This is a genomic window from Stenotrophomonas oahuensis, from assembly GCF_031834595.1.
In the GTDB taxonomy this organism is placed as follows: Bacteria; Pseudomonadota; Gammaproteobacteria; order Xanthomonadales; family Xanthomonadaceae; genus Stenotrophomonas; species Stenotrophomonas oahuensis.
The window spans coordinates 4,060,159-4,086,149 of sequence record NZ_CP115541.1 but is presented as its reverse complement, the minus strand read 5'-3'; the positions used below and the strand labels follow the sequence as shown (position 1 = coordinate 4,086,149).

At 65.0% G+C, this 25,991-nt stretch carries 22 protein-coding genes; 10 read left to right on the top strand and 12 right to left on the bottom strand.

Annotation, left to right across the window (positions count from 1 at the left end; genetic code table 11):
- Window positions 1-59: 59 nt before the first annotated feature.
- Together PDM29_RS18170 and PDM29_RS18165 are read left to right on the top strand one after the other, a co-directional pair.
- A complete protein-coding gene (locus PDM29_RS18170) occupies window positions 60-680 on the top strand; it encodes a sigma-70 family RNA polymerase sigma factor (protein WP_311191444.1) in 621 nt (206 codons plus the stop codon).
- Entirely contained in the window at window positions 680-1,363 is a 684-nt protein-coding gene (locus PDM29_RS18165) for a ChrR family anti-sigma-E factor (RefSeq protein ID WP_311191443.1), read from the top strand. The genes PDM29_RS18170 and PDM29_RS18165 overlap by 1 nt, the downstream gene beginning before the upstream one ends.
- Before the next feature lie 144 nt (window positions 1,364-1,507).
- On the opposite strand, the gene PDM29_RS18160 is transcribed toward PDM29_RS18165, so the two are convergent.
- From PDM29_RS18160 to PDM29_RS18110, 11 genes are all read right to left on the bottom strand, one after another.
- Entirely contained in the window at window positions 1,508-3,910 is a 2,403-nt protein-coding gene (locus PDM29_RS18160; RefSeq protein WP_311191442.1) for a PAS domain-containing hybrid sensor histidine kinase/response regulator, read from the bottom strand.
- 113 nt (window positions 3,911-4,023) lie between these two features.
- Window positions 4,024-5,220: a molybdopterin molybdotransferase MoeA gene (locus tag PDM29_RS18155; RefSeq protein WP_311191441.1), complete on the bottom strand. Its 1,197-nt coding sequence runs from the start codon at window positions 5,218-5,220 to the stop codon at window positions 4,024-4,026.
- 72 nt (window positions 5,221-5,292) lie between these two features.
- Window positions 5,293-6,426: a two-component system sensor histidine kinase NtrB gene (locus PDM29_RS18150; RefSeq protein ID WP_311191440.1), complete on the bottom strand. Its 1,134-nt coding sequence runs from the start codon at window positions 6,424-6,426 to the stop codon at window positions 5,293-5,295.
- 125 nt (window positions 6,427-6,551) lie between these two features.
- Window positions 6,552-7,820, bottom strand: a complete 1,269-nt coding sequence (locus PDM29_RS18145) for a sensor histidine kinase (protein WP_311191439.1) — start codon at window positions 7,818-7,820, stop codon at window positions 6,552-6,554.
- Window positions 7,817-8,506 carry a response regulator transcription factor gene (locus tag PDM29_RS18140; RefSeq protein WP_425508690.1) on the bottom strand — a complete coding sequence of 230 codons (690 nt, stop codon included), beginning with the start codon at window positions 8,504-8,506 and terminating at the stop codon, window positions 7,817-7,819. The genes PDM29_RS18145 and PDM29_RS18140 overlap by 4 nt, the downstream gene beginning before the upstream one ends.
- A 4-nt stretch (window positions 8,507-8,510) precedes the next feature.
- Window positions 8,511-8,846 carry a hypothetical protein gene (locus PDM29_RS18135; protein ID WP_311191438.1) on the bottom strand — a complete coding sequence of 112 codons (336 nt, stop codon included), beginning with the start codon at window positions 8,844-8,846 and terminating at the stop codon, window positions 8,511-8,513.
- Between the two features lie 10 nt (window positions 8,847-8,856).
- A complete protein-coding gene (locus PDM29_RS18130; protein WP_311191437.1) occupies window positions 8,857-9,624 on the bottom strand; it encodes a type 1 glutamine amidotransferase domain-containing protein in 768 nt (255 codons plus the stop codon).
- A 207-nt stretch (window positions 9,625-9,831) separates the two neighbouring features.
- Window positions 9,832-10,080: a hypothetical protein gene (locus tag PDM29_RS18125; protein WP_311191436.1), complete on the bottom strand. Its 249-nt coding sequence runs from the start codon at window positions 10,078-10,080 to the stop codon at window positions 9,832-9,834.
- A complete protein-coding gene (locus tag PDM29_RS18120; protein ID WP_311191435.1) occupies window positions 10,077-11,417 on the bottom strand; it encodes a TFIIB-type zinc ribbon-containing protein in 1,341 nt (446 codons plus the stop codon). The genes PDM29_RS18125 and PDM29_RS18120 overlap by 4 nt, the downstream gene beginning before the upstream one ends.
- A gap of 15 nt (window positions 11,418-11,432) precedes the next feature.
- Window positions 11,433-12,581 carry an SPFH domain-containing protein gene (locus tag PDM29_RS18115; RefSeq protein ID WP_311191434.1) on the bottom strand — a complete coding sequence of 383 codons (1,149 nt, stop codon included), beginning with the start codon at window positions 12,579-12,581 and terminating at the stop codon, window positions 11,433-11,435.
- 67 nt (window positions 12,582-12,648) lie between these two features.
- Window positions 12,649-12,927 carry a hypothetical protein gene (locus PDM29_RS18110; RefSeq protein WP_311191433.1) on the bottom strand — a complete coding sequence of 93 codons (279 nt, stop codon included), beginning with the start codon at window positions 12,925-12,927 and terminating at the stop codon, window positions 12,649-12,651.
- Between the two features lie 242 nt (window positions 12,928-13,169).
- On the opposite strand from PDM29_RS18110, the gene PDM29_RS18105 reads away from it, so the two are divergent.
- The 8 genes from PDM29_RS18105 (at window position 13,170) to PDM29_RS18070 (ending at window position 23,896) form a co-directional block, all read left to right on the top strand.
- Window positions 13,170-13,556, top strand: coding sequence for a hypothetical protein (locus PDM29_RS18105; RefSeq protein WP_311191432.1), 387 nt, complete (start codon window positions 13,170-13,172; stop codon window positions 13,554-13,556).
- 99 nt (window positions 13,557-13,655) lie between these two features.
- Window positions 13,656-16,022 (top strand): arylsulfatase, encoded by a 2,367-nt coding sequence (locus PDM29_RS18100; protein WP_311191431.1) that lies wholly within the window; start codon window positions 13,656-13,658, stop codon window positions 16,020-16,022.
- A 49-nt stretch (window positions 16,023-16,071) separates the two neighbouring features.
- The gene (locus tag PDM29_RS18095) at window positions 16,072-16,980 is read left to right on the top strand and encodes a LysR family transcriptional regulator (RefSeq protein ID WP_311191430.1); all 909 of its coding nucleotides are present in this window, start codon (window positions 16,072-16,074) and stop codon (window positions 16,978-16,980) included.
- Window positions 16,981-17,078: 98 nt separating this feature from the next.
- Window positions 17,079-18,266 (top strand): CaiB/BaiF CoA transferase family protein, encoded by a 1,188-nt coding sequence (locus PDM29_RS18090; RefSeq protein WP_311191429.1) that lies wholly within the window; start codon window positions 17,079-17,081, stop codon window positions 18,264-18,266.
- A gap of 2 nt (window positions 18,267-18,268) precedes the next feature.
- Window positions 18,269-19,201 (top strand): hydroxymethylglutaryl-CoA lyase, encoded by a 933-nt coding sequence (locus PDM29_RS18085; RefSeq protein WP_311191428.1) that lies wholly within the window; start codon window positions 18,269-18,271, stop codon window positions 19,199-19,201.
- 70 nt (window positions 19,202-19,271) lie between these two features.
- Entirely contained in the window at window positions 19,272-20,612 is a 1,341-nt protein-coding gene (locus PDM29_RS18080; RefSeq protein WP_311191427.1) for a GntP family permease, read from the top strand.
- 11 nt (window positions 20,613-20,623) lie between these two features.
- On the top strand, window positions 20,624-21,871 hold the full coding sequence (locus tag PDM29_RS18075) for an OprD family outer membrane porin (RefSeq protein ID WP_311191426.1): 1,248 nt from the start codon (window positions 20,624-20,626) through the stop codon (window positions 21,869-21,871).
- A gap of 177 nt (window positions 21,872-22,048) precedes the next feature.
- The gene (locus PDM29_RS18070; RefSeq protein ID WP_311191425.1) at window positions 22,049-23,896 is read left to right on the top strand and encodes an XVIPCD domain-containing protein; all 1,848 of its coding nucleotides are present in this window, start codon (window positions 22,049-22,051) and stop codon (window positions 23,894-23,896) included.
- An 84-nt stretch (window positions 23,897-23,980) separates the two neighbouring features.
- Here PDM29_RS18070 and PDM29_RS18065 read toward each other — a convergent pair whose 3' ends face one another.
- Window positions 23,981-25,957 (bottom strand): BCCT family transporter, encoded by a 1,977-nt coding sequence (locus PDM29_RS18065; RefSeq protein WP_311191424.1) that lies wholly within the window; start codon window positions 25,955-25,957, stop codon window positions 23,981-23,983.
- Window positions 25,958-25,991 lie beyond the last annotated feature (34 nt).

The window sequence follows — 25,991 nt, the reverse complement described above, 5'->3', positions numbered from 1 at the left end:
AATTGCAGCTGTGGTGCGTAGGAAGGTCATGTCCTGCCACTTGACCGCCCCCACCGCCGATGTACTCTGAGCGCAACAACGCGACGACCTGCTTCGAGACCGCCCGCATGGCCTCAGCTTCACCGCAGCCGACGAGCGACCCCATCAACTGGGCCGGCGACATGGCCGGCGTGGCGCAGTTCCGCGACCGCGAGTGTTTCATGCGCATCTACGACTATTTCATGCCGCGGCTGTGCGTGTACCTGCGTGGCCTGGGCGCGCCGGATGGCATCGGCGAGGAACTGGCGCAGGAGAGCCTGCTGCGGTTGTGGCTGCACGCCGATCACTTCGACCCGGCGCAGAGCGCGCTGAGCACGTGGCTGTTCCGGATCGCGCGCAATCTGCACATTGACCGGGTGCGCCACGAGCGCGGCTGGGCGCATGCACAGGCTGTGGTGGAGCAGGCCGCCGAGCAGGACGTGCCGGAGCGCACCAGCGCCGAGCAGTTTGCTGATGATGCGCGCTTACGCCAGCGCATCCAGGAGCTGCCGGCAGTGCAGGCAAGGTTGGTGCGTATGTCGTATTTCGAGGCCAAAAGCCACGGCGAAATCTCCCTGGCCCTGGGCATGCCGCTGGGCACGGTGAAGTCACACCTGCGGCGGGCGTTCCTGCAGTTGCAGTCAAAAGTGGGGGGCGTCTGATGCGCCCGCACCATCACCTGGACGACGCGACCTTGATGAGCCTGGCGGCCGGCGCATTGCCGGCCCCGCTGGCAGTGGTCGCCAGCGCGCATCTGGAGCGCTGTGGGGAGTGTCGCCAGCGGCTGCGCGCGGCGGAGGCGATTGGAGCGGCGTTGCTGGAGCAGACCCAGCCGGAAATCGCATCCGTACAGCGTGACGCATTGCGCGATGTGATGCTGGCGCGATTGGAGAGTGAAGCGCCTGTGGATGCGGGCAAGGTGACCGCGTTGTATGCGGACACTGTGCCATTGCGCGATGGCACTGATCCAGATCGTATGCCGGCGGCGCTGCAGCCGTACTTTGGTGAGCGCTTGAGCACGGTGCGTTGGAAGTGGATCGGTCCCGGCATGTATTGCACACGCGCTCGCGACATGCCTTCGCTCATCATGCTCAAAATTGCACCGGGTAAGAGTCTGCCGGTGCACAGCCACGGGGGCAGCGAGCTCACCCAGGTGCTGCAGGGTTCTTACAACGATGCGCTGGGCTTGTTCGCGGCCGGCGATGTGGCAGATCTGGATTCGGATGTCGAGCATCAGCCGGTGACCGCACCGGGCGTTCCGTGTATCTGTGTGTCCGCGCTGGATGCGCCGCTGGTGTTCAGCGGTTGGCTCGCGCGCAAGCTGCAACGATTCGTACAGTTGTAAGGCGGGGGAGACGCCGGAGGAGAGGCGGCACCGGCTGGATGTCGGGTGCCGGTGCCGCCCATTCTTTCTGAAGGTTTACGTTTGACACGCATGGCGTGTCACTACAGGGGGGGCGCGTAGTGACGCGCCATGCGCGTCAACGCATCACGCGTTCAACGCCGCCCGCACACGCGTCGCCAATTCCGAAACCGTAAACGGCTTTCCAATGAGGTGCACGTTCTCATCCAGCACCCCCTCATCTACCAGCGCATTGCGGCTGTTGCCGGTGGTAAACAACACCTTCAACCCCGGCCGGCGCGCCAGCGCCTGATCCGCCAGTTGCCGCCCGTTGACTTCCGGCATCACCACATCGGTAAACAACAGGTCGATGCCGGGATTCCGGTCCATCAATTCCAGTGCCGCAGCCGCCCCATCTGCCGCCAATACCTGGTACCCCAGCTCGGCCAGCGCCTCCACCGAGAACTGGCGCACCAGCGGTTCGTCGTCCACCACCAGCACCAGTTCCTTCCCGCCCCCCGGCAGAGGAGCCGTGCGAGGCTCGACCGGTGGTGCCGGCTCGCGCTCGGCCTGCAGCTTGGGCAGGTACACCTTCACCGTGGTGCCCACGCCCACTTCCGAGCACAGCTTCACCTGGCCCGCGCTCTGCTGCACGAAGCCATACACCTGCGACAGCCCCAGCCCGGTGCCCTGGCCGACGTCCTTGGTGGTGTAGAACGGATCGAACGCCTTGGCCAGCACCTCCGGCGGCATCCCGCTGCCTGTGTCGGAGACGGCGATCAGCACGTACTCGCCAGGGGCGACGCCGGGATGGTCTTCGGTGAAGCTGGAGGCCACCGAACAGTTGCAGGTTTCCACCTTCAGCCGCCCACCGCCGGGCATGGCATCGCGTGCGTTCACCGCAAGATTGAGAATCACGTTCTCCAGCTGATTGGGGTCGGCGTGCGTCCACCACAGACCACCGGCCAGCACGGTTTCCAGCTGTACGCTGCTGCCGAGCGAGCGCACCAGCAGATCACTCATGCCGGCCACCAGCTTGTTGGTGTCCACCGCGGTGGGCTGCAGCGGCTGCTGCCGTGAGAACGCCAGCAGGCGCTGGGTCAGCTGGGCCGCGCGGGTTGCGCTGTCCATCGCCATCTCGATGTAGCGGGCGGCACGCGGGTCGCTGCCGGCCAGGCGGGCTTCCAGCAGGTCAAGCGGGCCGATGACGGTGGCCAGCATGTTGTTGAAGTCGTGGGCAATGCCGCCGGTGAGGTGACCCACCGCTTCCATCTTCTGACTCTGGCGCAGCGCTTCCTCTACCCGCAGGCGCTCGGCGACTTCTTCGCGCACGCGCGTTTCCAGCTGTTCGTTCAATTCCTTCAGCCGTGCTTCGGTGGCATAGCGGTCGGAAAGATCGAGCATGGCACCGATCATGCGCACCGGCTCGCCGTCGGCATTGCGCAGCACCGCGCCGCGATCAAACACAATGGCGTAGCTGCCATCAAAGCGGCGGAAGCGGTACTCGTCACTCCAGCTGCTGCCATGGCCCTCAATCACTGCATGGATGTCGCGGTCGATGCGTTGGCGGTCGTCGGGGTGAATGTGCTCCAGCCACCATTGCGCGGTGGTTTCGCTGGTTTCGTGGCCGAACAGGCTGCCCAGCGCTTCGTTCCAGATCACCTGGCCATCGCTGATACGCCAGTCCCAGATCGCATCATTGGTGGCCTGAGCGGCCAGGCGGTAGCGCTCTTCGATCTCGCGATGGGCGTCGTGGGCATTCTTGCGATCGGTGATGTCCAGCGAGGTGCCGACCAGCCCGACCACGGCACCGGCCGCATCGCGCAGCGGTGATTTGGTGGAGAGCCAGTAGGCGCGGCGGCCGTCAGGGAAGCTGACTTCCTCTTCCACCTGTTCGGATTCACCACTGGACATGATGCGCTCGTCCGTCGCCATGACGGTGGCGGCCTGCACGGCGTCGTTCAACAGTTCGGCGTCGGTGCGGCCGACGTACTGATCCGGCGGCAGGCCGATCAATTCGGTGGTGCCCCGGTTGCCGATCAGAATCCGGCCCTGGCGGTCCTTGGCGTACACCACGCCGGGTGCGGCCTCGACAAAGGAGCGCAGCAGTTGCTGGGCATCATCGCGCTCGCGCTCGAAGCGGCGGCGTTCGCTGATGTCGATGATCACACCGGGGAAGCCGGTCGGGCGTCCGTTGGCATCCAGGTCCACCCGTCCGATGCCTTCCAGCCAGTGGTAGCCGCCGTCTTCGCTGCGGGTGCGGTACTGGTGGGCGAAGCGACCGCCGTGCTGGACGGCGGCGTTGATGGCCGTGCTCAGGCCGGCCACATCGTCCGGGTGCACGCCACCCAGCACCTCATCCAGGCGCAGCGTGCTGTGGGCGATGTCCGGATCCAGACCGAAGGCACGGGCCAGGGCTTCGTCAATGGTGAGGCGGTCATTGGCGACGTCCCAGAACCAAGTGCCGACAATGGCACCGGCGGCCAGCGCCATGTTGACGCTTTCGGTGGCGCGTTCGCTGCGGGGGTCGGGCGTTTGGGGCGCGGTCAAAGGGAGCTCGGCAGGGGGCAGGCGGTAGGGGCCGCGTGGCGATTGCAGTGTATGGATGACACGCATGGCGTGTCACTACGGCATTGTCGTGGTGATGGGGTGAAGGGGGTGTGTCACCAGCGGTACAGGGGCAGCGCGTGGCCCACTTCGCAGGCCAGCCCGGCGGGTACTTCGACGAAGCCGTCGGTGGCGGCCAGGGTGGTGACGTCGGCGTTGCTGCGTGGTGGCACCGGCTGTGCGAGAACGTCGCCATTGGGATCGCGGCGCAGGCGGACCGCAACGAACTGCGCCAGGGTGTGCGCAGGCACCGCTGCCGCCAGGCGCACCTGTTCGCACGCGACAATGCCCAAACCGAGGCTCGACAGCAGCGCAGGCCGCACATAGCGGGCCGTGCACACCAGGGACGAGAACGGGTTGCCGGGCAGGGCAAACACCCGCTGCCCCGCCGGACCGATGCCGAACCACATGGCGCGGCCGGGCTGCTGGGCCACGCCCTGGAAAATGCAGCGAACGCCCAGGCTTTCCAGTGTGGTGGGCAAGTAGTCACGCTGGCCCAGCGTGACCCCGCCGGAAAGCACCAGTACGTCGTGGCCCTGCAGCAATCGCGATAGATTGGCTCCCAGCACATCCGGGTCTTCGGACAACGGCTGCACCGTGACCTCGCTGAAGCCTGCGGCACGCAGTGCGGCCATCATCGCCAGGTCGCTGCAGCGCCGGATCCGGGCCGGCTGCAGGGGCGCGGCTACGTCCAGCAGGGCTTCACCGGTGGCCACGATGGCAATCGTCGGCAGGCGCACCGCGTTCACCGTGGCCACGCCATTGGCGGCCAACACCGCCATCTGCGGGGCTCCGATGCGGATGCCGGCGTCCAGCACCACCGCGTCCGCCGGGCAATCCGCGCCCTGTCGGTGGATGAATTGTCCACGGCTGGGGCTGGCAGAGGAGGCCAGGGCGTAGCCTTGTGCAGAACGCACCAGTTGCTCGATCGGAATGACGCAGTCACAGCCTTCCGGCAACAGCGCACCGCTGGCGACCTCGATGCAGGTATCGGCGTCGGTGAGGGCCTGGCCGTAACCGCCTGCCGTCTGCGCGCCGATCACACGCAGCAGCGCCGGCATCACCGGCCGCCATCGGGTGGCAATGCCGTCCATGGTGACCCGGTCGAACGGCGGGTGCGCGCGCTCGGCCATCACCTCATCGGCCAGCACCCGGCCGACGGCATCGGCCAGCGCCATCGATTCGATGGTGCGGGTGCGGGACTGCGCATGTACGGCGTGGGTGGCTTCATCCACGCTGATCAGTGACTGCATCGCCGATCACCGTCATCTGGTGTGAGCCAGTGATACCGCGTGCGATGTGAGTGTGAGTTGATGAAGCGATCTTCACACCGCAGGAAAATACATCTCCACGCACGTTCCGTGACCGGGTTCACTGATCAGGCGGGTGAAGCCGCCCGACTGTGCGGTGAAACCGAACACTTGGCTTAGGCCCAGGCCGCTGCCTTTGCCGACCGGCTTGGTGGTGAAGAACGGCTCGAACACGCGTGCCTGCTGTTCTTTTGGAATGCCGGGGCCGTTGTCGTGCACTGACAACCGTACGAAGGCAGTGGGGGGCTGCTCGGGCCGGGCCGGGTCCTGGGTGAACTGCAAGGCGGTGTGGATGCAGATGCGTCCGGCCTCGTTCATTGCATCGCGGCAGTTGCAGACCAGGTTCAGTACGGCAGTTTCCAATTGTGTCCGGTCGACGGCGCAGGTGGGCAGGTCGTCGGCCAGGTCCAGTTGCAGGGCAATGGCGTCGCCGGCAGAACGGCGCAGCACGCCTTCGCATTCACGCATGACGTCATTCAGATCGAGCCGTTCCGGTGCCAGCGTCTGGCCGCGCGCGAAGCTGAGCAGTTGCCGGGTGAGCAGGGCACCGCGCTCGGCAGCACGCAGGGTGGTATCGACCAGCTTGGCCGACCCTTCGTCCTGCACCTTGGCCTCCAGCAGGTCCTGGCAGTTGATGATGACGGTCAGCAGATTGTTGAAGTCATGGGCCATGCCCAAGGTGAACTTGCCGATAGCTTCCAGCTTCTGCGCCTGCAGCAGGTTGGCCTGGGCTTCCTGCAGGCGCTGCTGGGCTACGTGTCGCTCGGTGATGTCGCGGGTGACCTTGGCGTAGCCGATCAGCTCGCCGTCCACGCGGATAGGGTCGATGACCACACTGGCGCGGAAGCGGGTGCCGTCCTTGCGCACGCGCCAGCCCTCGCCGACGTAGCGGCCCTCGGTGGCGGCGGTGTGCAGATTGCGCTCAGGTACGCCGGCCTCGATGTCTTCGGGCAGATAGAAGCGGGTGAAGCTCGTGCCGACGACCTCGCGGTTGGTGTAACCCTTGATGCGGCGGCCGCCCGGATTCCAGGTGCGGATCAGCCCTTCGGTATCCAGCATGTAGATGGCGTAATCCGTGACCGAGTTCAGCAGCAGTGAGAACTGCCGCGCTTCGTCGTTCAGCAGGTCGTTGGTGCGTTCTTCCAGCACGGTCTCGTCCTCCCTTACCCCCTGATGCGGACAGTAGTGCACCGGGGTGGGGTAGGTCCACGAAAATTGCCACCCATTCAGGACATTTGCCGGATCCGCGTATCGATTATGTGACAGGCGCGTATTCAGGTTGTCGGTAGACGCACCGAAACCTCCACGCGCCCATCAACGCTGCCCGCTTCGAACCCAAACCCGTGCCGTTCGCACACCCGCCGCACAATGGCCAACCCCAGTCCGTACCCGGCACTGTCTGCGCCGCGCACGAACGGTTCCATCGCTGCGGCATTGACTCCAGCGCCGACATTGGCAATGTGCAGGCTGTCATCGCTGACGACGATTGAGACCGTTCCAGCGGGTGCATGTGCGAAGGCGTTGCCGACCAGATTGGAGACCACGATCTGAAGCGCTGTTGGGGCCACAAGCGCCTTCGCGGTCGCAGGCACCTGCAGGTCAACGTCGATACCGCGTCCCTCGAGAAGCATCGCGTGGTCAACAATAGCCCGCTCCAGCAGGGGCAGCAGGGCTACCTCGCGAGCGATTTCCCGCTCATGCTCCTCACGCGCCAGCATCAACAAAGTGCTGACCGTGCGCTCCAGCTGCTGTGCCGATTGATGGATATACGCCACCTGTTGGTACACATCCGGAGCGATGTCCCTGCGTAGCGATATACGCTCGCACGCACTGCGGATCACCGCGAGCGGGGTGCGCAGCTCGTGGCTGGCGTCGCGGGTGAACTCCCGTTCCCGTGCCACGAATTCCTCAATGCGGGTCATGAGGCGCTGCAGCGTACGCGCCAGCGCCCCCACCTCGTCATCGGGCAGGCGCTCTGCCAAGCCATGCGGCAGCTGTGCTGGCGTGGCGCGATCGACCAAAGTCGCCAGTTCTGTAAGGGGTGCGGTCATCCGTCGTGCCAGCCACGCGCCGATCAGCAGGGCGAGCACCACGACGGCCAGGCCGGACCACCCCAGCCATTGCGCGATGCCGCCGCGCATCGGCCGCACGACCAACTGCTGGCTGACCTCGGCGACCAGCCACGCCGGTGCAGGCACGTCCAGGCGCAGCAGGTGATAGTGGCGTCCGCCCTCACCGGCGAACTCGCGCCGCCAGGGCTCGGCGGCCAGCCGCGCGCCGAGGCCGTCCGGCAGGGTGGCAGCGTCCTGATGCATCTGCATGAAGGCGAGTGCCGGGGTGCGCCACTGCCCGGTCTGGGCATGATGGGTCTGCTGGGCTTGGGCTTCCTGCTGCAGCAGCCCGCTGAACATCTGGTCTTCGACGAGATATACGAACACCACGGCGTAGAACCCGTACAGCGCCGCGACCAGCAACGCGAATCCAGCGAAGGCCGCCATCAACCGGTGGCGCAGGCGGCGACGCGGTGAAAGGGATGCGCTCATTGATCGGCTTCCAGCCGGAACCCGACCCCATGCACCGTCCTCAGCAGGGGTACGGCAAATGGTTTGTCCATCACCTGGCGCAAGGTGTACAGGTGCGTTCGCAGCGGGTCGGACTCTGGAGGCTCATCACCCCATAGACGCTCGACCAGCTCACTGCGGGTCAACGTGCGTGGCCAGGCCTCGGCCAGCACCAGCAGCAGCTGCATGGCGGTGTGGGGCAATGCCAGAGGCGTGCCCGCACGTTCGATTGCGTGTGTACGTCGGTCGATGCTGAGGCTGCCGACACGCAGCACGTGCGGAGTGCCCAGCCGATGGCGCTGCGACAGTGCCAGACAGCGGGCCACCAGTTCGGCCCCCGCAAAGGGCTTCACCAGGTAGTCGTCGGCACCGCTGCGGAACCCGGCCAGCGTGTCCTGCAGCGCATCCCGTGCGGTGAGCATCAGTACGGGAATGTGGCGGTCACTGCGGGCGCGCAACTGTTCGCACACCCGCAGACCGTCCAGCCCCGGAAGCCCGATGTCCAGCACCAGCACATCAGGCGGGTTGGCCAGTGCCACCTGCAGTCCACTCAGACCGTCGGCGGCAAAGTCCGCCTGCATTCCGTGCGTGGACAGCAGCGGGGCCAGGTTGTCGCGCAGCACCGGGTTGTCCTCGATCACCAGTACACGCAGGGCGGGGCTTGCCATCATCTCAACCGTCGATCCGTTTCAGCAGGGTCACAGCCTGTTCCATGCCCGGGGAGGCGTCCAGTACCGTTTGGACCAGTGCGCGGGCCTTTACGCGGTCGCCCAGACGCAGATGGGCGTCGGCGATGCCGAGGGTGAGCTGAGGCTCGGTCATGTACGGGGCGGCCAGTTCCATCGTCTGCAGCGCCGGGCGCAGCGCAGTGGCGTCGTCGCTGGCCGCTTCGGCCTGGTAGTAGCCCAGCATGCCGATCAGCTCCACATGGTGCCCGGCGGGATCGCGCTTGATGGCGGCCGCCGCGCCTTCAATATCGCCGCTGCGCAGCTGATTGACGACTGCCATGGCCTTTTCGTCACGTCCGGGCTGGCGTGCCAAGGGGGCTCCGGCCCATAGCGCGCACGATGGCCTCGGCCACGCCAGGTGTCGAGTAGGGGTTCTGTCCGGTGACCAGGCGGCCGTCCGTAACCACATGCGGCATCATCAGCGGGGCTTCGCTCCATTGCCCGCCACGTTCACGAAGCGCGTCCTCAAGCAGCCACGGAAACTCCTTTGCCCACTTCTTGCCGAACAGGGCTTCCTCCTCGTTGCTGAAGCCGGTCACCTTGCGCCCGGCCACCAGCGCGGTGCCGTCTGCCAGACGTACCGGTGCCAGCGCTGCCGGACCGTGGCAGACCGCCGCGACCACCGCGCCGCGTTGCCACGCATCGGTGATCAGTGCCTGCAAAGGGGCGTGGCGAGGCAGGTCGAACATGGCCCCCTTGCCGCCGACGACGTAAACCGCGGCGTAGTCGGATGCCTGCAGGTCGGCAATCCTGCGGGTGTTGGCCAGCTTGCCCATGGCGTCTTGGTCAGTCAGCAACTGGGTATTGAAGGGTTCTTCCGGATTGTACTTGTCGGCCTCGACCGGACCGCCTTGCGGGCTGGCTACTTCCACGGCCAAGCCGTTGGCTTTGAAGATCAGCCAGGCCTGGGACACCTCGTCGAATTCGTAGCCAGGGCGGGTCTTGCCGGCGTCGCGGCCTTCGCCGCTGACGATCATCAGGACCGTGTCGGGGGCAGGGGCGGACAAGGCGGAGAGGGGCAGTGCCATCAGGATGGCCGCCAGAATTGTGCGTAACATGGAACGCTCCTTGGGTTGGGTTGACCCGAGGATGCCGAGGTGACTTCAAGAAACCTTCAAGTCATCATCGGCATGGGCTCCAACCAGGCGAACTTCATGCGTTACCGTGCCGATCATTGTTATCGGCAGTCGTCTGTCGACCGACTCTACCAACGCCCCGCATCCGTAGTGACGCGCCATGCGCGTCATGCGTCACCCCGTAACCCGTCACCGCGTCCGCGCCACCCGCTTCCGATACTCGCCCACATTGTCGCCACGGATTCGCCGTTCCTGCGTCCCGTTATTGGTCGCCACCCTGCGCTCGTCACCGGTCACCGGCTTTGCCTCCACCAAGGTCTCACGCTCAAACGCATGCGACTTGTCGGTGTTGCGGTAATACCGGTACAGCGCCCAGTACAACCCTGTGGCGGCCGCAGGGCCGGCCGCCAACAACCAAAGACCACTATCGTCACTCATGCGCTGGCTACCAGTAGGGCGATGACAAGGGCTTCCACGATCGTGCCGGTGGTCAGCGCGGCCAGCAGCAGCTTCCACTGCTGCACCGGCACGCTGCCCATGGTTTCACCGGTACGGCCGTTGACCGCGATGTAATGCAGCATGCCGCCGTTGCGGCCTGGCTGGTGGTACGAATAGAGCCACACTGGCAGGTACATGGACACCCAGCGGGTGCCGTGCACTTCCAGTTGCTCCTGCTCCCAGCGCACGCCGCGGTTGAAGCGGCGCACCGAGCTGTGCACCTCCGAACGGGCGATGGACAGCAGCTGGTCTTCCAGCCGCGGCATCATCTTTTCCACGTCCAGGTCGCGCTTCTCCGATGAGAAGCCGAGCAGATAGGACGCGTTCCACTTCACCGCGTTCTTGGTGTCGAACGGCAGGATGGTGTTGATGATGTTGTTGGTGTTGACCTTGATGTCCAGGTTGCCGCGCTGGGCGGAAGACTCCAGCGGCAGGTCGTCCACGGTGAAGTCGACCTGGCGGTCCACCTGGTACACATCCGCGTCGTAATAGGTCTTCTTCTTGTCGCCGCTGCCCACAGTGTATTCGCGGGTCTGGATCTCGCCTTTGCCGCTGACCGCCGCGCTGACATTGCTGTCCACGATCATGTACGGCATGTACACGCCGACCACGTTTTCCGGGGTGAACTGGTCTTTGAACGCCTTCAGTGCGAACAGCCGGCGCTTGTCGACGAACTGACGGATGCGGGCAACCGCGTCGTCCTTGCTGATCCGGAACGGCAACACCGCATCGGGCACGGCCCCGTTGGAGACCTGCTCGTTGACGCCGAATACGTGACGGCACCAGTGGCAGCGGGCCGTCATGCTGCTCTCGGTGTTGATGGTGACCTCGGCACCGCAGCCGGTGCACTTGAAGCTCATCAGTGCCGCGGTGCCCGCGTCGATGTTGCGGGCACCGCTGGCGATGTTCGTGCCGCGCAGCTGGTCCAGACCGTCGCCCAGGCCAAAGGCTTCTTCCACGCGGTCGCCATGCCACTGGTGACGGCAGTACTGGCAGACCAGCACGTCGGTGCCGATCTTCAGGCGCACGTCGCTGGAGCCGCACTTCGGGCAGCGGTTGACGCCGTCCTTCAGTTCGGCGGCCGCGGTGTCCAGCGCCTCGGGATCAGGCGCTTCGATCTCGGCCCGGATCGGGTCGGGCAGGGTGGCCGGGTCGAGCGGGAAGCTGCCGGGCAGGGGCGGGACATCCTGCGGCGAGCCGGGGCCGTCCAGCGTTGCCTTGGGCAACGGCGGCGGCACCGGCGGCAGCGGTGGCGGGGTGTTTCCTGGGTTGTTCATGGCCGGCCTTGCGTCTTACAGGCCCAGCGCCTTGGCCTTGGCGGCGTCGTAATCGGCCTGGGTGATCAACCCGAGGTCGAGCATTTCCTTCGCCTTCTTCAGTTTGGCCACGGTGTCGTCGACCGGTGCGGCCGCCGGGGTGGCCGGCTGCTGCAGATTGCCCACGCCCATCATGCCGCTGGCCATGCCGATGCCCATCAGGCCGGCCGCGCCGCCGTTCTCGCCGGCGGACTGGATGCCCTGGGCGACGCTGGCCTGCAGATTGGAATTGCCGCGGCTGCCGGCCAGGGCGTCGGCGCGCTGCACCGTCTTGAGCAGTTCGCGGGTGTTGGCGTCGTACTCGATGGAGACAATGGCGGTCTTGACGATGGCCAGGCCACGGTCGGACTTCCACTGGTAGCCCTGTTCCACCGCTGCGGACAGGCTCTGGGCGAAGCCCAGCGAGTCCTGCTGCAGCTTGGTGATGCGGTTGCCCTTGGCCGGGTCATTGCTGTACAGGCTGAAGGCCGGTGCCAGCGAGCTGACCACTTCATTGAACAACTGGTTGGCGGCCGCGTTGTCCATGTCGGTGAAGTCGAACACCTTGCCCGGCTGCAGGTAGGCCGCCGGCACGAAGTTCTTCACGAACAGGATGGGGTCTTCAATCTTCAGCGTGTACGAGCCACGCGTGACCGCGCCAACCTGGGTGTTGAGGAAGGCGTCGTCCCAGTAGATTTCCGATTGGGTGCCGAAGCGGTTGTCAGGCAGTTCCTTCAGCGAAACGAAGAACGCCGCCTGCTGCGCACCGGGCTGGCCGCCGAACTTGAAGCGTTCCCAGCTCTGCTTGATCAGCGGGGTGACGATGCCGTCGCCGGCGAAGACCGACTGCGAATTGAGGTCATCCGAGCGCCATTCATAGCCGCCGGCTTCGGCGACAAAGGCGGTGATGGCCCCGTCCTGCATCAGCAGCAGGCCGTAGCCTTCCGGCACGACGATCTTCGAACCGTTGCTGATGATGTTCGAAGAGCCGCTGGTGTTGGAGCCGCGGCCGGCATTGGTGCCGCGGGGGACGGCGGCGAACAGCGCAGCCGTGGACGGCAGCCCGTTGGGCACCGTGTAGAAGTCCTTCCACTGGTCGGCCAGAACACCGCCTACCGCACCCTTTACCGCCTGGATCAGACCCATGACCATTCCTTGTGATTGCTGGATGGTGGGGACTATAGCAGGCGGAAAGGGGGCGAACGGGCTGGGGTCAACCCGGCAGATTGCACTTCATCTTGCCATCCACGTAATACGGCTTCGGCACGTCCGGGTTCTCGCTGGTCTTTTCGAACACCACCTCGAACGACTCGGCATCGGCGGTACCCTTGCGATCCGCGCAGGCGTCCTGCAGTTTCTTCTTTACCGCGGTAATACCCGCGTCACGATTGGCCCCTTCGGCGCTGTTGGTCAGGTTGACGGCTTCAGCGAAGGCCAGCGGGCTGGCCCCCAGCAGACAGGCGGCGAACAGGGCAACGTGCAGCTTCTTCATGCAATCTCCTTGTATTGCCGGGATCTGCCCGGCCATTCCCAATGTAAAACCGGGCTCTTCCCGGCGATTGCCGGGCTTGCCCGGCTGCTCCTGATGGAACAATCAGCATAGGCAACCCGCGTTAAGGTTCCGTGGCGGCATGCTAACGTTCGCTTCCAGCAGCGACAGGCCAAGGACTACCAATGGACCACCCGGACAGAAATCCGTACGGCCGACCCGAATCGGCGCTGCAACCCATGCCCGTGCACACCTCACGTGCGGCACGTATCGCGCACCGGGTCGTCTCCATCCTCATCGCCGCGTTCTGCGCCCTGCAGTTCGTGGGAATCTGGGCATTGATGCTGCGCTATCTCTCTGAGTTCGGCCTGGGCGAAGTGTCGCTGGTCGATATCGCGCAGAAGCTGGCCATGCCATTCACGCTCGCACTGGCGGGCGTGTTCCTGGCGTTCGGGCGCAAGCTGTCGGTACTGCTGTTTGCGGCTTACCTGCTGCAGTACGCCTACATCTACGGTGGCAGCGGCCGCATTGACGTTATCTCTTTGACATTGATTCTGGGCTTTACCGCATATGCCGCCTGGCGCTGGAAGACCGGTGCTCTAAACGGCTGGCCGCAGCGTCGCACCGGCTGAGTAGAAGTACCGGAGTGCAATCCGTAGTTCTGCGCAGGCAGGGTGCGCAGGACAAGGCCAGTCTGTGGTGCATACCCACCCGCGGACTGGAGCGGCATCATGGCCTCGAAGAAGACCCCGGACTTCCCCGTTCATATTGACCGGAACCACCTTCCTGAGCCGGAGTGGAAGTTCCCGAACGCGGATATCGGCCTGTATGCGAAGAATTCCACACCGGACTTCCCGCCGTTGAAGGAGGCACCGTCCGGTGCTCCCAACATCCTGCTGGTGCTGCTGGACGACGTCGGCTTCGGCTGGCCCAGTGCCTGCGGCGGCCTGGTGCGCATGCCCACTGCCGAACGGGTGGCGGCAGAGGGGTTGTTCTACAACCAGTTCCACACCACCGCGTTGTGTTCGCCCACGCGCGCGGCCATGCTGACCGGGCGCAACCATCATTCGGTAGCAAGCGGGGTGATCGCCGAGATGGCCACTGGCTATCCGGGTTACTGCGGCATCATTCCCAAGAGCTGCGCCACGTTCGCCGAACTGCTGAAACAGGCGGGGTACACCTGCGGCTGGTTTGGCAAGAATCACAATGTACCGGACAACCTGACCAGCGCAGCGGGACCGTTCGACAACTGGCCCACCAACCAGGGTTTCGACCTGTTCTACGGCTTCATCAGCGGCGAAACCGATCAGTTCTTCCCGTCGCTGCTGAAGAACACCGATCCCATTGAGCCGCCGGCACGACCGGAGGACGGCTACCAGCTCACTCGCGACCTGGCCGACCAGTGCATTGGCTGGATCCGCACCCAGAAGTCCATCGCGCCGAACCGTCCGTTCATGGCGTACTTCTCCACCGGTGCCGCGCACGCCCCGCATCAGCCGCCGCTGGATTGGCGCGGACGCAACGAAGGCCGCTTCGACATGGGCTGGGACGCCTACCGCGAGCAGGTGCATGCCGAACAGATCAAACGCGGCGTCATTCCCAAGGGAACCCAGCTGACCGAACGCCCGGAACAGATTCCGTCCTGGGACAGCCAGCCGAAGGAGCACCAGGCCCTGTTCGCGCGGCAGGCCGAGAATTATGCCGACTTCCTCGAGCATGCAGACTTCGAAGCCGGCCGGGTGATCGATGCCATTGAAACATTGGGCGAGCTGGACAACACGCTCATCATTTACATCATCGGGGACAACGGCTCCAGTGGTGAGGGCTCGCTGGTGGGGACGCCCAACGAGATCATGAGCTTGAACGGGCGACAGCCGTCCATGGAAGAATCCATTGCGTTCAAGGACCGCTGGGGCATGCCGGGCACGTCGCCGCACTATGCGGTGGGCTGGGCATGGGCGGGTGACACCCCGTTCCAGTGGACCAAGCAGGTTGCTTCGCACTTTGGGGGAACGCGCAACGCCATGTTCGTCTCGTGGCCAAAAGTAATCAAAGACAAAGGCAAGCAGCGCAGCCAGTTCCATCACTGCATCGACCTCATGCCGACGTTGATGGAGGTGGTCGGCATCGCCGAGCCGCAGGTGGTGAACGGCTACGTGCAGCGGCCCATCGAGGGTGTCAGCTTCGCCTACACGTTCGAAAAAGGGGCCCAGAAGGCACCTAGTACGCGCACGAAACAGTACTTCGAGATGCTTGGCAACCGGGCCATGTATGCCAACGGCTGGATGGCCTGCTGCCGCCACGGGCGACTGCCTTGGGAAACATCAGGCTCGTTCAGCTTCGACGACGACCAATGGGAGCTCTACCACATCGACAAGGACTTCAGTCAGGCGGTCGATCTGGCAGACAAGGAACCGGTACGCCTGCGCCAGCTGCAGGACCTGTTCATGACCGAAGCGGCGAAGTACAACGTGTTCCCGTTGGATGACAGCTTCTCCGAGCGCCTGGATGTCACCCTGCGGCCCAGCTATTTCTTCGGTCGCGAGGAAGTCACTTTCTATCCCGGCATGACCCGGTTGCCGGAAGGCAGCGGCCCGAAGCTGGTCGGCGTTCCGTTCACCTTGACTGTGCCGGTAGAGGTGCCGAAGGGTGGTGGCGAAGGCGTGCTGTTTGCACTGGGTGGCGACGCGGCCGGTTTCTCACTGTTCTTCTGGGAAGGCAAGCCGCGCTTCCATTACAACTTCTTTGCGATCAAGCGCTACGATGCGGTGGCGCCGAAAGCCCTGGATGCGGGCAAGCATACGATCGAGGTCACGTTCACGCCGACCACGACCACGCCGGGTGGTCCGGCGGATGTGGTGCTGTCCATCGACGGCAAGAAGGTGGACAGCATCCATATCGATGAGCAGATTCCCCAGCGCTGCGGCACCGAGTGCATGGACGTGGGCATGGATTGTGTGTCGCCCGTGTGCGCCGATTACGATGAAAAGGGCCTGTTCCCGTACAACGGCACCATCGAGTCGGTCAACTTCACGTTCGGAAAGCATGGGCAACCGAGCGGCATGGAGCGTTTGAAGGAGGCCACGCGGCTGGATTGAGCGGCCGCGTTATCATCGGCTCCAGTTCTGTGTCGGCTGGAGCCGTTTTGTGACCCAACCCATGCCCGTGGATCGCATCAGCCTGACCACGTTGCGGCTGTTTGTCGCCGTGGTCGAGGAAGGCTCGCTGTCGAAGGCCGCCGAGCGCGAATCCATCGCCACCTCTGCCGCCAGCCGGCGCCTGAACGACCTGGAAAGCGGCCTGGATGTGGTGCTGTTCACCCGCAACAGCCGCGGCATGCAACTCACGCTGGCCGGCGAAAGCCTGCTTCAGCACGCGCGCCGGATGTTGCTGGCCGCCTCGGCGTTATCCAGTGAGCTGCTGGAGTACCGGCGTGGCATCCGTGGGCATATCCGCATGCTGGCCAATCTGTCGGCCATCGTGGCCTACCTGCCGGAAGCGCTGGAGGCGTTCTTTCTGGAACATCCGGACCTGCGCATCGAGCTGGAAGAACGCCCCACGCCCGGCGTGGTGCGCGGCATCCAGGAAGGCTGGGCGGAAATCGGTGTCTGTTCCGGCGACAGCGAACTGGGTGACCTCGCCGTGCTGCCGTTCCGGCGCGACCGTCTGGTGATGCTGATGCGCCCGGACCATCCGCTGGCGGGGAAGGGGCCGATCGCCTTCGCTGACACGCTGCCGTACGACCAGGTGGCGCTGCACGCGGAAAGCTCGATCTTCACCCGTTCGCAGATTGCCGCCCGCGACGCCGGGCGGTCGCTGCGGCGACGCATCCACGTGCCGGGGTTCGATGCCATCTGCCGCACGGTGCAGGCGGGGCTGGGCATCGGGCTGGTGCCGGAACCGGTGTTCGAATTATTCGGCCGTTCAATGAAGCTGCACTTCGAGCCGCTGACTGATGCCTGGGCGGAAAGAGAGCTGAAACTGGTGTACCGCAACGGCCGCACGCTCTCCACGGCCGCGCAGCAGCTGCTCGACCACCTTCGACCAAAGGATTAGGCGTTCGCCAAATGCGAACGCCGTTTCGCGAATAAGGTCTGGCGCAACCGTGTGAAGGCTGGCTACCCTGCGCTGCATTGTCGCAGGAGGGAGTCAGGATGCCAGGTCCGTTGCAAGGCATTCGTGTTGTTGAATTCGGGACGCTGATTGCCGCGCCGTTCGCCGCGCGCCTGTTCGCCGAATTCGGAGCCGAAGTGATCAAGGTGGAGTCGCCGGAAGGGGGCGACCCGCTGCGCAAATGGCGCAAGCTTCATGGCGACACCTCGCTGTGGTGGTCGCTGCAGGCGCGCAACAAGAAGTCCGTGGTGCTGGACCTGAAGTCCGCCGACGGGGCCGACGCGGCACGCCAGCTGGCTGCCAGCGCCGACGTGGTGATCGAGAACTTCCGCCCCGGTGGCCTGGAAAAGCTGGGGCTGGGCTGGGACGCGCTGTCGGCGCTGAACCCGAACCTGATCATGGTGCGCATCTCGGGTTACGGCCAGACCGGCCCCTATCGCGACCGCCCCGGCTTCGGCGCCATTGGCGAGGCCATGGGTGGCATCCGTTACACCACCGGCGACCCGAGCACGCCACCGGCACGCGTGGGCGTCAGCCTGGGCGATTCGCTGGCCTCGCTGCACGGCGTGATGGGTGCGCTGATGGCGCTGCTGCGGGTGAAGACCGGGCAGGGCGGCGGACAGGTCGTCGACGTCTCGCTGGTCGAGAGCGTGTTCAACCTGATGGAAAGCCTGGTGCCCGAGTACGCGATGTTCGGCGAGGTGCGTGAGCGCACCGGCGGCGCATTGCCGGGCATCAGCCCGTCTAATACCTACCCGACCGCCGATGGTGCGTTCGTGGTCATTGCGGGCAACAGCGACCCGATCTACCGGCGCCTGATGCGCGCGATCGGCCGTGAGGACCTGGCCGACGATCCGTCGCTGGCCACCAACCCGGGGCGCGTGGCGCGAAATGCCGAGCTGGATGCGGCCATCACCCACTGGACCAGTGGCCGCAACATCGACGCGGTGTTGGAGGCGCTGGATCTGGCCGACGTGCCGGCCGGCCGTATCTATTCGGCGGCCGACATCGTGGCCGACCCGCACTATCAGGCGCGCGGCATGTTGTTGAACACCACCTTGCCGGACGGGCAGCCGATCACGCTGCCGGGCATCGTGCCCACGCTTTCGGAGACGCCCGGCGAAATGCGCTGGACCGGTCCGGCGCTGGGCGAACACACCGCACAGGTGCTTGCCGATCTGGGACTGGGTGCCGATGCCATTGCCCGGATCACGGCGAAGGAGAAGTGAACATGACCGCATCCCGTCCCCTGGTCGTGCAGGAAGTCTGCCTGCGCGATGGCCTGCAGATCGAACCCGTGTTCGTGCCGACCGCAGAGAAGATCCGGCTGGGCAACGCCTTCGGCGAGCTGGGCTTCGCGCGTGTCGAGGTGAGCAGTTTTGTGTCGCCGAGAGCCGTGCCGGCGTTGGTCGATGCCGCCGAGGTGTTCGCTGGGCTGAAGCGTGCCGCTGGCACAGTGTATGTGGCGCTGGTGCCGAACCTGAAAGGCGCAGAGCGTGCATTGGCAGCCGGTGCTGATGAACTGAACCTGGTGATGTCGGCGGGCGAAACCCACAATCTGGCCAACATGCGCATGACCGCCGAACAGAGTTTCGCCGGCTTTGCGCAGATCGCCACGCTCAACAACGGCAGCAAGCTGCTCAATGGTACGGTGGCGACGGCTTTCGGTTGCCCGTTCGAAGGCGTGCAGGCCCCGGCCAAGGTGCTGGACATCGTGCGCCGTTACCTGGACCTGGGCTGCACCGGCATCACCTTGGCCGACACCACCGGCATGGCCAACCCGCGCCAGGTGGCACGATTGGTCGAGCAGGCGCTGCAGCTGGTGGATGCCGCCGCGCTGACTCTGCATTTCCATGACACCCGCGGGCTGGGGCTGGCCAATGTGGTGGCGGCGTATGACGCCGGTGCGCAGCGCTTCGATGCCTCGCTGGGTGGGCTGGGCGGCTGTCCGTTCGCGCCGGGGGCGTCGGGCAACATCTGCACCGAAGATCTGGTGGCGATGTGCGAGGAGATGGTCATCCCCACCGGATTGGATCTGCTCAGGCTCATCGAACTTTCAAAAACGCTGCCGGCGCTGGTCGGCCACGAAACCTCCGGTCAGGTCGCCAAGGCCGGCCGGGTAGGCGACCTGCATCCGGCACCGCCGGGCCTGCGCGCCGCCTGATCATTCCGCACGCCGGCGCAGGCTGTGCCGGTGTGCGTTTCAACCAGCTTTGTATTCCTGGGAGGGAATCATGCACGAGTGGTTTGTGCTGGCGAACGCCATGTTCGCTATTTTGTTGATCGTTCTGCTGATCATCTATTTCAAGGTCAACCCGATGATCGCGCTGGTCGCCGGGCCGCTGTACCTGGGGCTCAGCTCCGGGTTGGGCTTTGCCGAAACCATCAAGGCCATCAACGAAGGGTTTGGCGAACTGATGGGCAAGATCGGCCTGCTGATCGGCTTCGGGGTGATGATCGGGGCATTCCTGCATCGCATGGGGGCATTCCAGCAGGTGGTGCGACTGCTGGTGAGAACCTTCAAGCCGAGGCAGATGCCGTACGCGTTTGCGACCATCCTGACGGCGATCTTCCCGCCGATCTACACGGACGTGCTGCTGCTGATGTCGGCCCCGCTGGCTCGCGCGACCGCGCGCCGCATGGGCGGCGACGCGCTGCCGAAGATGGCCGCCGCCGTGGGCGTGGGCATCTACATGGCGCTGACCATGGTGGTGCCGGGTGTGGCAGCGCTGGCGTTGTCGGCGGTGCTGGACGTGGAGCTGGGCACCATGCTGCTGGTAGGCCTGGCGATTGCCATTCCGACCGTGTTCCTGACCCTGTGGGGCTTCCACTGGCTGCTGCATCGCGGGTTCTGGAAGCCGGAAACCGACGAGCTGCCGGAAGACGAGCAGCCGGCGGTGATCGCCGCTGACGAAGCCACCGAAGGCAACGCGGTGCCGCTGAAACTGTCGCTGCTGCCGATCATCGTGCCGATGCTGATGATCGCGCTGGGTGCGGTGGACCGTGTGATGGGCTGGGATGCGCCGGTGCTGGAAGCCATTGGCAACTCCACCTTCGCGTTGTTCTGCGGCCTGGCGCTGGCGTTCTTCATCGCCCGTTTCACCATCCCGGCGAAAGACCGCAGCGGCGCGGTGACCGACGCATTCAAGGAGAGTGGCCAGATTCTGCTGCTGACCGGCGTGGCTGGCTCGTTGTCGGCGGTGGTGGCTACCACCGGCATGGGCGACATCCTGTCGGGCTACTTCACTGCGAACACGGCGGCACCGCTGCTGCTGGTGTGGCTGGTGGCGGCGATCCTGCACATTGCGATCGGCTCGGTGTCCGCCTCGGCAATCACCGCCGCCAGCCTGCTGGCACCGGCCCTGCATTCGCTGGACGTGCCGCCAGTGCTGGTGGCATTGGCCGCGGGTTCGGGCTCGCTGTTCCTGGTGCATGTGACCAGCAATACGTTCTGGCTGATGCAGACCACGATGGGCATGACCCTGCGTGGAACATTGAAGACACTGAGCCTGCCGTTGTCGATGGCGTCGGTGGTGTCGCTGGTTCTGATCCTCATCGCCAGCGCGATCTTCTAAGGAGTTGCAACATGCGTAACCTTTCGATTTCCGCTCTGGCGGCCGCGTGCCTGGCCAGTGGCTCGGCGATGGCCGAGGAAACGACCGAGGGCTTCTTCAAGGGAGCCGAAGTGGATCTGACCGCCACCAATTTCTACTACAACCGCGATTTCCGCAGCGGTAGTGGTCAGGGCAAGCGTGAGGAATGGGCGCAGGGCCTGATGATCGATGCCCGCAGCGGTTACACCCCAGGCGTGGTGGGCTTCGGCCTGGACCTGCTCGGGCTGGGCGACCTGAAGCTGGACGGCAGCGATGCCGAAGTGGGCACCGGCATCCTGCCGTACGACGAAGACGGTGCGCGCACGACCTTCGGGCGCGTGGCGGTGACCGGCAAGGCCAAGGCCGGCCCGGCGGAACTGCGCGTCGGCAGCCATATCACGTCCGACCTGACCTTGAAGTCCAACACCAGCCGCCTGCTGCCGCAGACTTTCGAAGGTGCGTCGCTGGGTGCGTCGTTCAAGAATGGCCTGGAGCTGGGCTACAAGCGCTTCGACCGCAGCTGGTATCGCGACGGTGTCGATCGCGTGCATCTGACCATCACCAACAAGGATCGTCGCTTCAGCGGAACCCCGGATTCGGATCACCTGGATCTGTTCACCGCTGGCTGGAAGGTCAACGACCAGTTGAAGCTGCGGATCGAGCACGCCGAGCTGCAGGACATCTACCGCCAGCAGGTGGCCTCTGTGGCGTATCGCCAGCCTCTGCCTGTCGGCCGGCTGGACACCGAGCTGCGCTATTACGTGTCCGATGATGTCGGACAAGCGCTGGCGGGGGTGGTCGACAACCGTGCGGTGAATGCGCTGGTGACATGGAACGTCAACGGGCAGGAGTTCGCACTGGCCTATCAGGACATGAGCGGCGACACCGCGATGCCATTCGTGGGCGGCACCGACGGCAACGTGTTCAACTGGACCTTCATCAACGACTTCATGGAGCGTGACGAGCGAAGCTGGCAGGCCCGCTACCAGCTGGATGGCAAGCGCATCTGCATTCCGGGTCTGAAGTTCCTGGTGCGCTATGTGAAGGGTGACAATGCGCGCCCGAACACCTTTGCAGGTGAAGGACGCCAGTGGCAGCGCGATTTCGAGATCGGCTACACCTTCCAAAGCGAGGCGCTGAAGGACTTTTCGATTCGCTGGCGCAACGGCTTCTTCCGTTCGAACTATCAGCGTGATGCGGAGGAGAACCGTTTGATGCTGGTGTATTCCACCTCTCCTTGACGTGAGGCCGCCTTCGTAGAGCGGGGCTTGCCCCGCTGCTCTTCGCGATGCCGCCGAAAGCAGCCGGGCAAGCCCGGCTCTACAACACGGTCGCGCCCGAGGTATGTGTCAATCATTTGACACATGGAGTGGCGACAGCGGTTTATACTCGGGTCGTCTGTAGCAAATGGAAGTGACATGAACGACCCGACACGGAAGGAGGGCGCGTCCGTTGACGCAGCCGCACGCAACGCCGCCAACGTAGCCTTCGATCCGACCTACACCTCCTCCAACTCTGAAGTGCACGGAAAGGCCGGTCGCACTTCGGTCAGCGCCACGCCGGACGACGGCGGCTTCAAGGTCACCCAGGAAGCGCGCCAGCAGGGCAGCGGTCCGGCAGGTGGACCGTTCCGGGCCACCACGCTGGGCGCGGGCGAAAGCAGCGGCGATGGCCGCGTGCAGTATCAGCTGGAGCTGGAGACCGTGGCGGGTCAGCGCCAGAAGAGCGGGATCGTTGAGTCGACGCATACCGAAGGGCTGCGTGGTCGTTACCGGGTCAGCCTGCCCGAGGGCGAAGGCACCGATCCGACGCTGATCAATCCGTTCGATCCGCAAACCCTTCCGAAAGGTGGCAGCGTCACTCTGGATGCGCAATCGTTCAGTGGCACCGCCATGGCCGGCACGTTCCGGAACATCGCCGCCGAGCACAAACTGACCGAAGCCGAAGGCGCAAGCCTGCGCGTGGATCGGCTGGAGGATGGCGGCGTGCGCGTGACCACGGGCCCCAATCAAGCGGTGGAAGCCTTCAACGGAATCGGCTTTTCGGCCAAGGGCGTGACCGCGATCGCGGGTCGCCAGGACGCACTGGGCCAATCCAGCGTGCGTACGGCGACGTTTGACCTCGCCGATGCGCAGGGGCAGGCCGCGTACCAGCAGTTCGTGGCCAACGGATCGCTTGATTCGAAAATGCCGGGCGTTGCGGACGTTGCCACGGTCGAGCGGCTGGGCATGAGTTCGCAGACGCGCCTGAAGGTGGACGTGGGCAGCGTGTTCGGCGTGGACGTGGCCGGCCAGCGCAACACCGGCGATGTAACCCAGGTGCGCCGCGACAATGGCAGCTATACCGAACTGCGCAACGTGCAGTACAGCGGCAACCTTCCAGTGACCCGTCTCAGCCAGTATGGAGCCGATGGTCAGGAGCTGCGCGACCAGCGCCGCTACGAGTTCACCTTCGACCTGCGCCAGCATGCGCAGGGGGATCAGGTGGCAGGCCTGCTCAACAGCGCGTTGACCGGCGATACCGGTGAGCGAGGGCCGGTCAAGGCGGGTGAGCTCAATACGGTCAGCTTCAGCGAAGACCAGATGCGCGCGATGATGGAACGCACCCAGCAGATGGTGCAGGACAACCCGATGGCAGGTGAGCGTTGGCGTCTGCTGGCTGAAGACGGGCGCGGCGGGCTGCAGACCGACGTGGATGCGTACGCGGCGTCGCTGGCACGCAACCGGGGCAACTCGGAGTACGGCATGGCCGAACAGATGTTCCGGCTGGCCACGGCAGACAAAGATGCAGGCGTGGAGAAGATCGATGCCACGGTGGACGGCGCGCATCTGCGCAACCTACCGCCGCCGTCGCCGCTGCTGCCGGTGAACGATCCGCGCCAGAGCAGCAGTGCCGATCATCCGCTGTGGCTGCAGAGCCATGGTGCCGTTTCCCGACTCGATGCCGCCATGGGCCGGCAACCGGACCAGAGCACCGAGCGGCTGGGCATGGCGCTGCTGGTAGCCGCGAAGGACAAGGGCATGTGCCGGATTGACGAAGCCGTGCTGAGCGAAGACGCGCGTTATGCGTTCGCGGTGCAGGGGCAGCCGCATGCGGCGGATCGGCAGGTTGCGCGGACTGACACGGCGCAGGCGGTGTCTACGCCGGTTGAGAAGCAGCTGGAGACGCTGGAGAGCGTGAATCAGCGAATTGGCGAGAATGCGCAGGCGCAGCAGCAGGAAGCGCAGGTGCAGGAACAGGCTGTGTCGCGGTCAATGGGTCGCTGACGCCTTCCGGGCTGACGCGCATGGCGCGTCACTACCGGTGGTGACGCAGATGGGGTCGCGCGAGCGACCCCTTCTGTTTTCAGGTCAGCGCACGCGGTCCAGGAACTGGCGGTGGCGTTCGTACTGGTCCAGCACGTCATGGATCAGCTGGACCTGGGTCCAGCCCATCACGTCGTAGTCCTGGCCACCCTCACGCAGGTAGACCTCGGCGCGGTAGTACTGGGTGCCTTCCTTCACCGGTCGGCGCGGGTCCTGCAGGGCGAAGGTCGGCGCGGCATAGGGCTGCGGGCGCACCGAGTAGAAGAAGTCCATCTCCTCGCCGTGGCCGACCTGCAGCCAGGCGCGACCGTCCTCGCCATGGGTGACCTGCACTGGCAGGTCCTGCTTGCGCAGCTCCGCGGCCACGTCCTGCAGGGCGGGCATCACCTTCTGCTGGATGAAGCCGGTGACCTCGATCTTCAGCGGATTGTGCGCCAGCAGCTTCAGGCGTGCCTTCCAGTCGTCGCTGGTGCCAGGCAGGATGCGCGCGTCGCGCAGAATCGAGCGCTTGGTGGCATCCAGGTGCATGGCCTTGAGCAGGCCCCAACACATCAGAATCATCACCACGGTAAAGGGAAGGGCACTGGCGATGGTGGCCGCCTGCAATGACTCCAGTCCGCCCGCGATCAGCAGGGCGATGGCCAGTGCGCCGACGAGCAGCGCCCAGAAGATACGCTGCCACAGTGGCGACTCCTCTTCGCCCTTCGACGTGAGCATGTCGATCACCAGCGCGCCGGAGTCCGCCGAGGTGACGAAGAACAGCGCGACCAGTACCACCGCCAGCGACGACGTCAGCATCGTAAGCGGCAGGTGTTCGAGGAACTCGAACAGGGCCATGGAACTGTCGGTGGAGACGGCTGTAACCAGTTGCTGTATGCCATCGGCCCTGACCATGTGCAGGGCGCTGTTGCCGTAGATGGTCATCCACAGGAAGGTGAAGCCCAGCGGCACCAGCAGCACGCCGATGACGAATTCGCGCACCGTGCGTCCGCGCGAGATACGCGCGATGAACATGCCGACGAAGGGCGACCATGCGATCCACCAGCCCCAGTAGAACAGGGTCCATCCACCCAGCCAGCCGTTGGGTTCATAGGCATACAGATTGAAGGTCATCGAGAACAGCTGCGACACATACATGCCGGTGTTCTGCACCAGGGCCTGCATCAGATGGGCGGTGGGACCGCAGACCAGAACAAAGGCCAGCAGTGCCGCGGCCAGAATCATGTTCAGTTCCGACAGCCTGCGCACACCGCTGTCGAGCCCAGCCACGACGGAGCCGGTGGCCACCAGGGTGATGGCGATGATGAGACCTACCTGGACCAGCGTGCTCACCTCCCAACCGAACAGGTAGTTCAGGCCGGCATTGATCTGCATGACGCCCAGGCCCAGCGAGGTCGCCAGGCCAAAGATCGTGCCCAGCGCAGCGAAAGTATCCACGGTGTGCCCGATCGGCCCGTGGATGCGCTCGCCGATCAGCGGGTAGAGCGCCGAGCGCACCCGCAGCGGCAGGTTGTGCCGGTACGCAAAGTACGCCAGCGACAGCGCTACCACGGCGTAGATCGCCCAGGCGTGGATGCCCCAGTGGAAGAAGGTGATGCGCATGGCCTGCTTGGCGGCCGCGGCGGTTTCCGGCGCACCTACGGGTGGCGTGGCGAAATGCATGATGGGTTCGGCGACACCGAAGAACATCAGTCCGATGCCCATGCCGGCGGCGAACAGCATGGCAAACCAGCTGCCGTAGCTGTAGTCGGGCGTGCTGTGGTCCGGGCCCAGCTTCAGCTGACCAAAGCGGCTGAGCGCAACGCCAACCACGAAGACCAGAAAGCCAGCCACCGAAAGGATGGTGAACCAGCCTGCATCATTGGCCGCCCAGGTCTTGGCGGCGGTAAACCAGGATGTAGCCAGTTCTGGAGCTAGTGCGGCCAGTGCAAGCAATGCAATGACGATGGCGGCGGTGGGAATGAACACCTGCGGCAGAATGCGCTGGCGAACGGGGGGATGGTGCGGAGCGGTGCTCTGCATGGGTTCCTCCGTGGAAACGAGTCGGGTGGTGAGC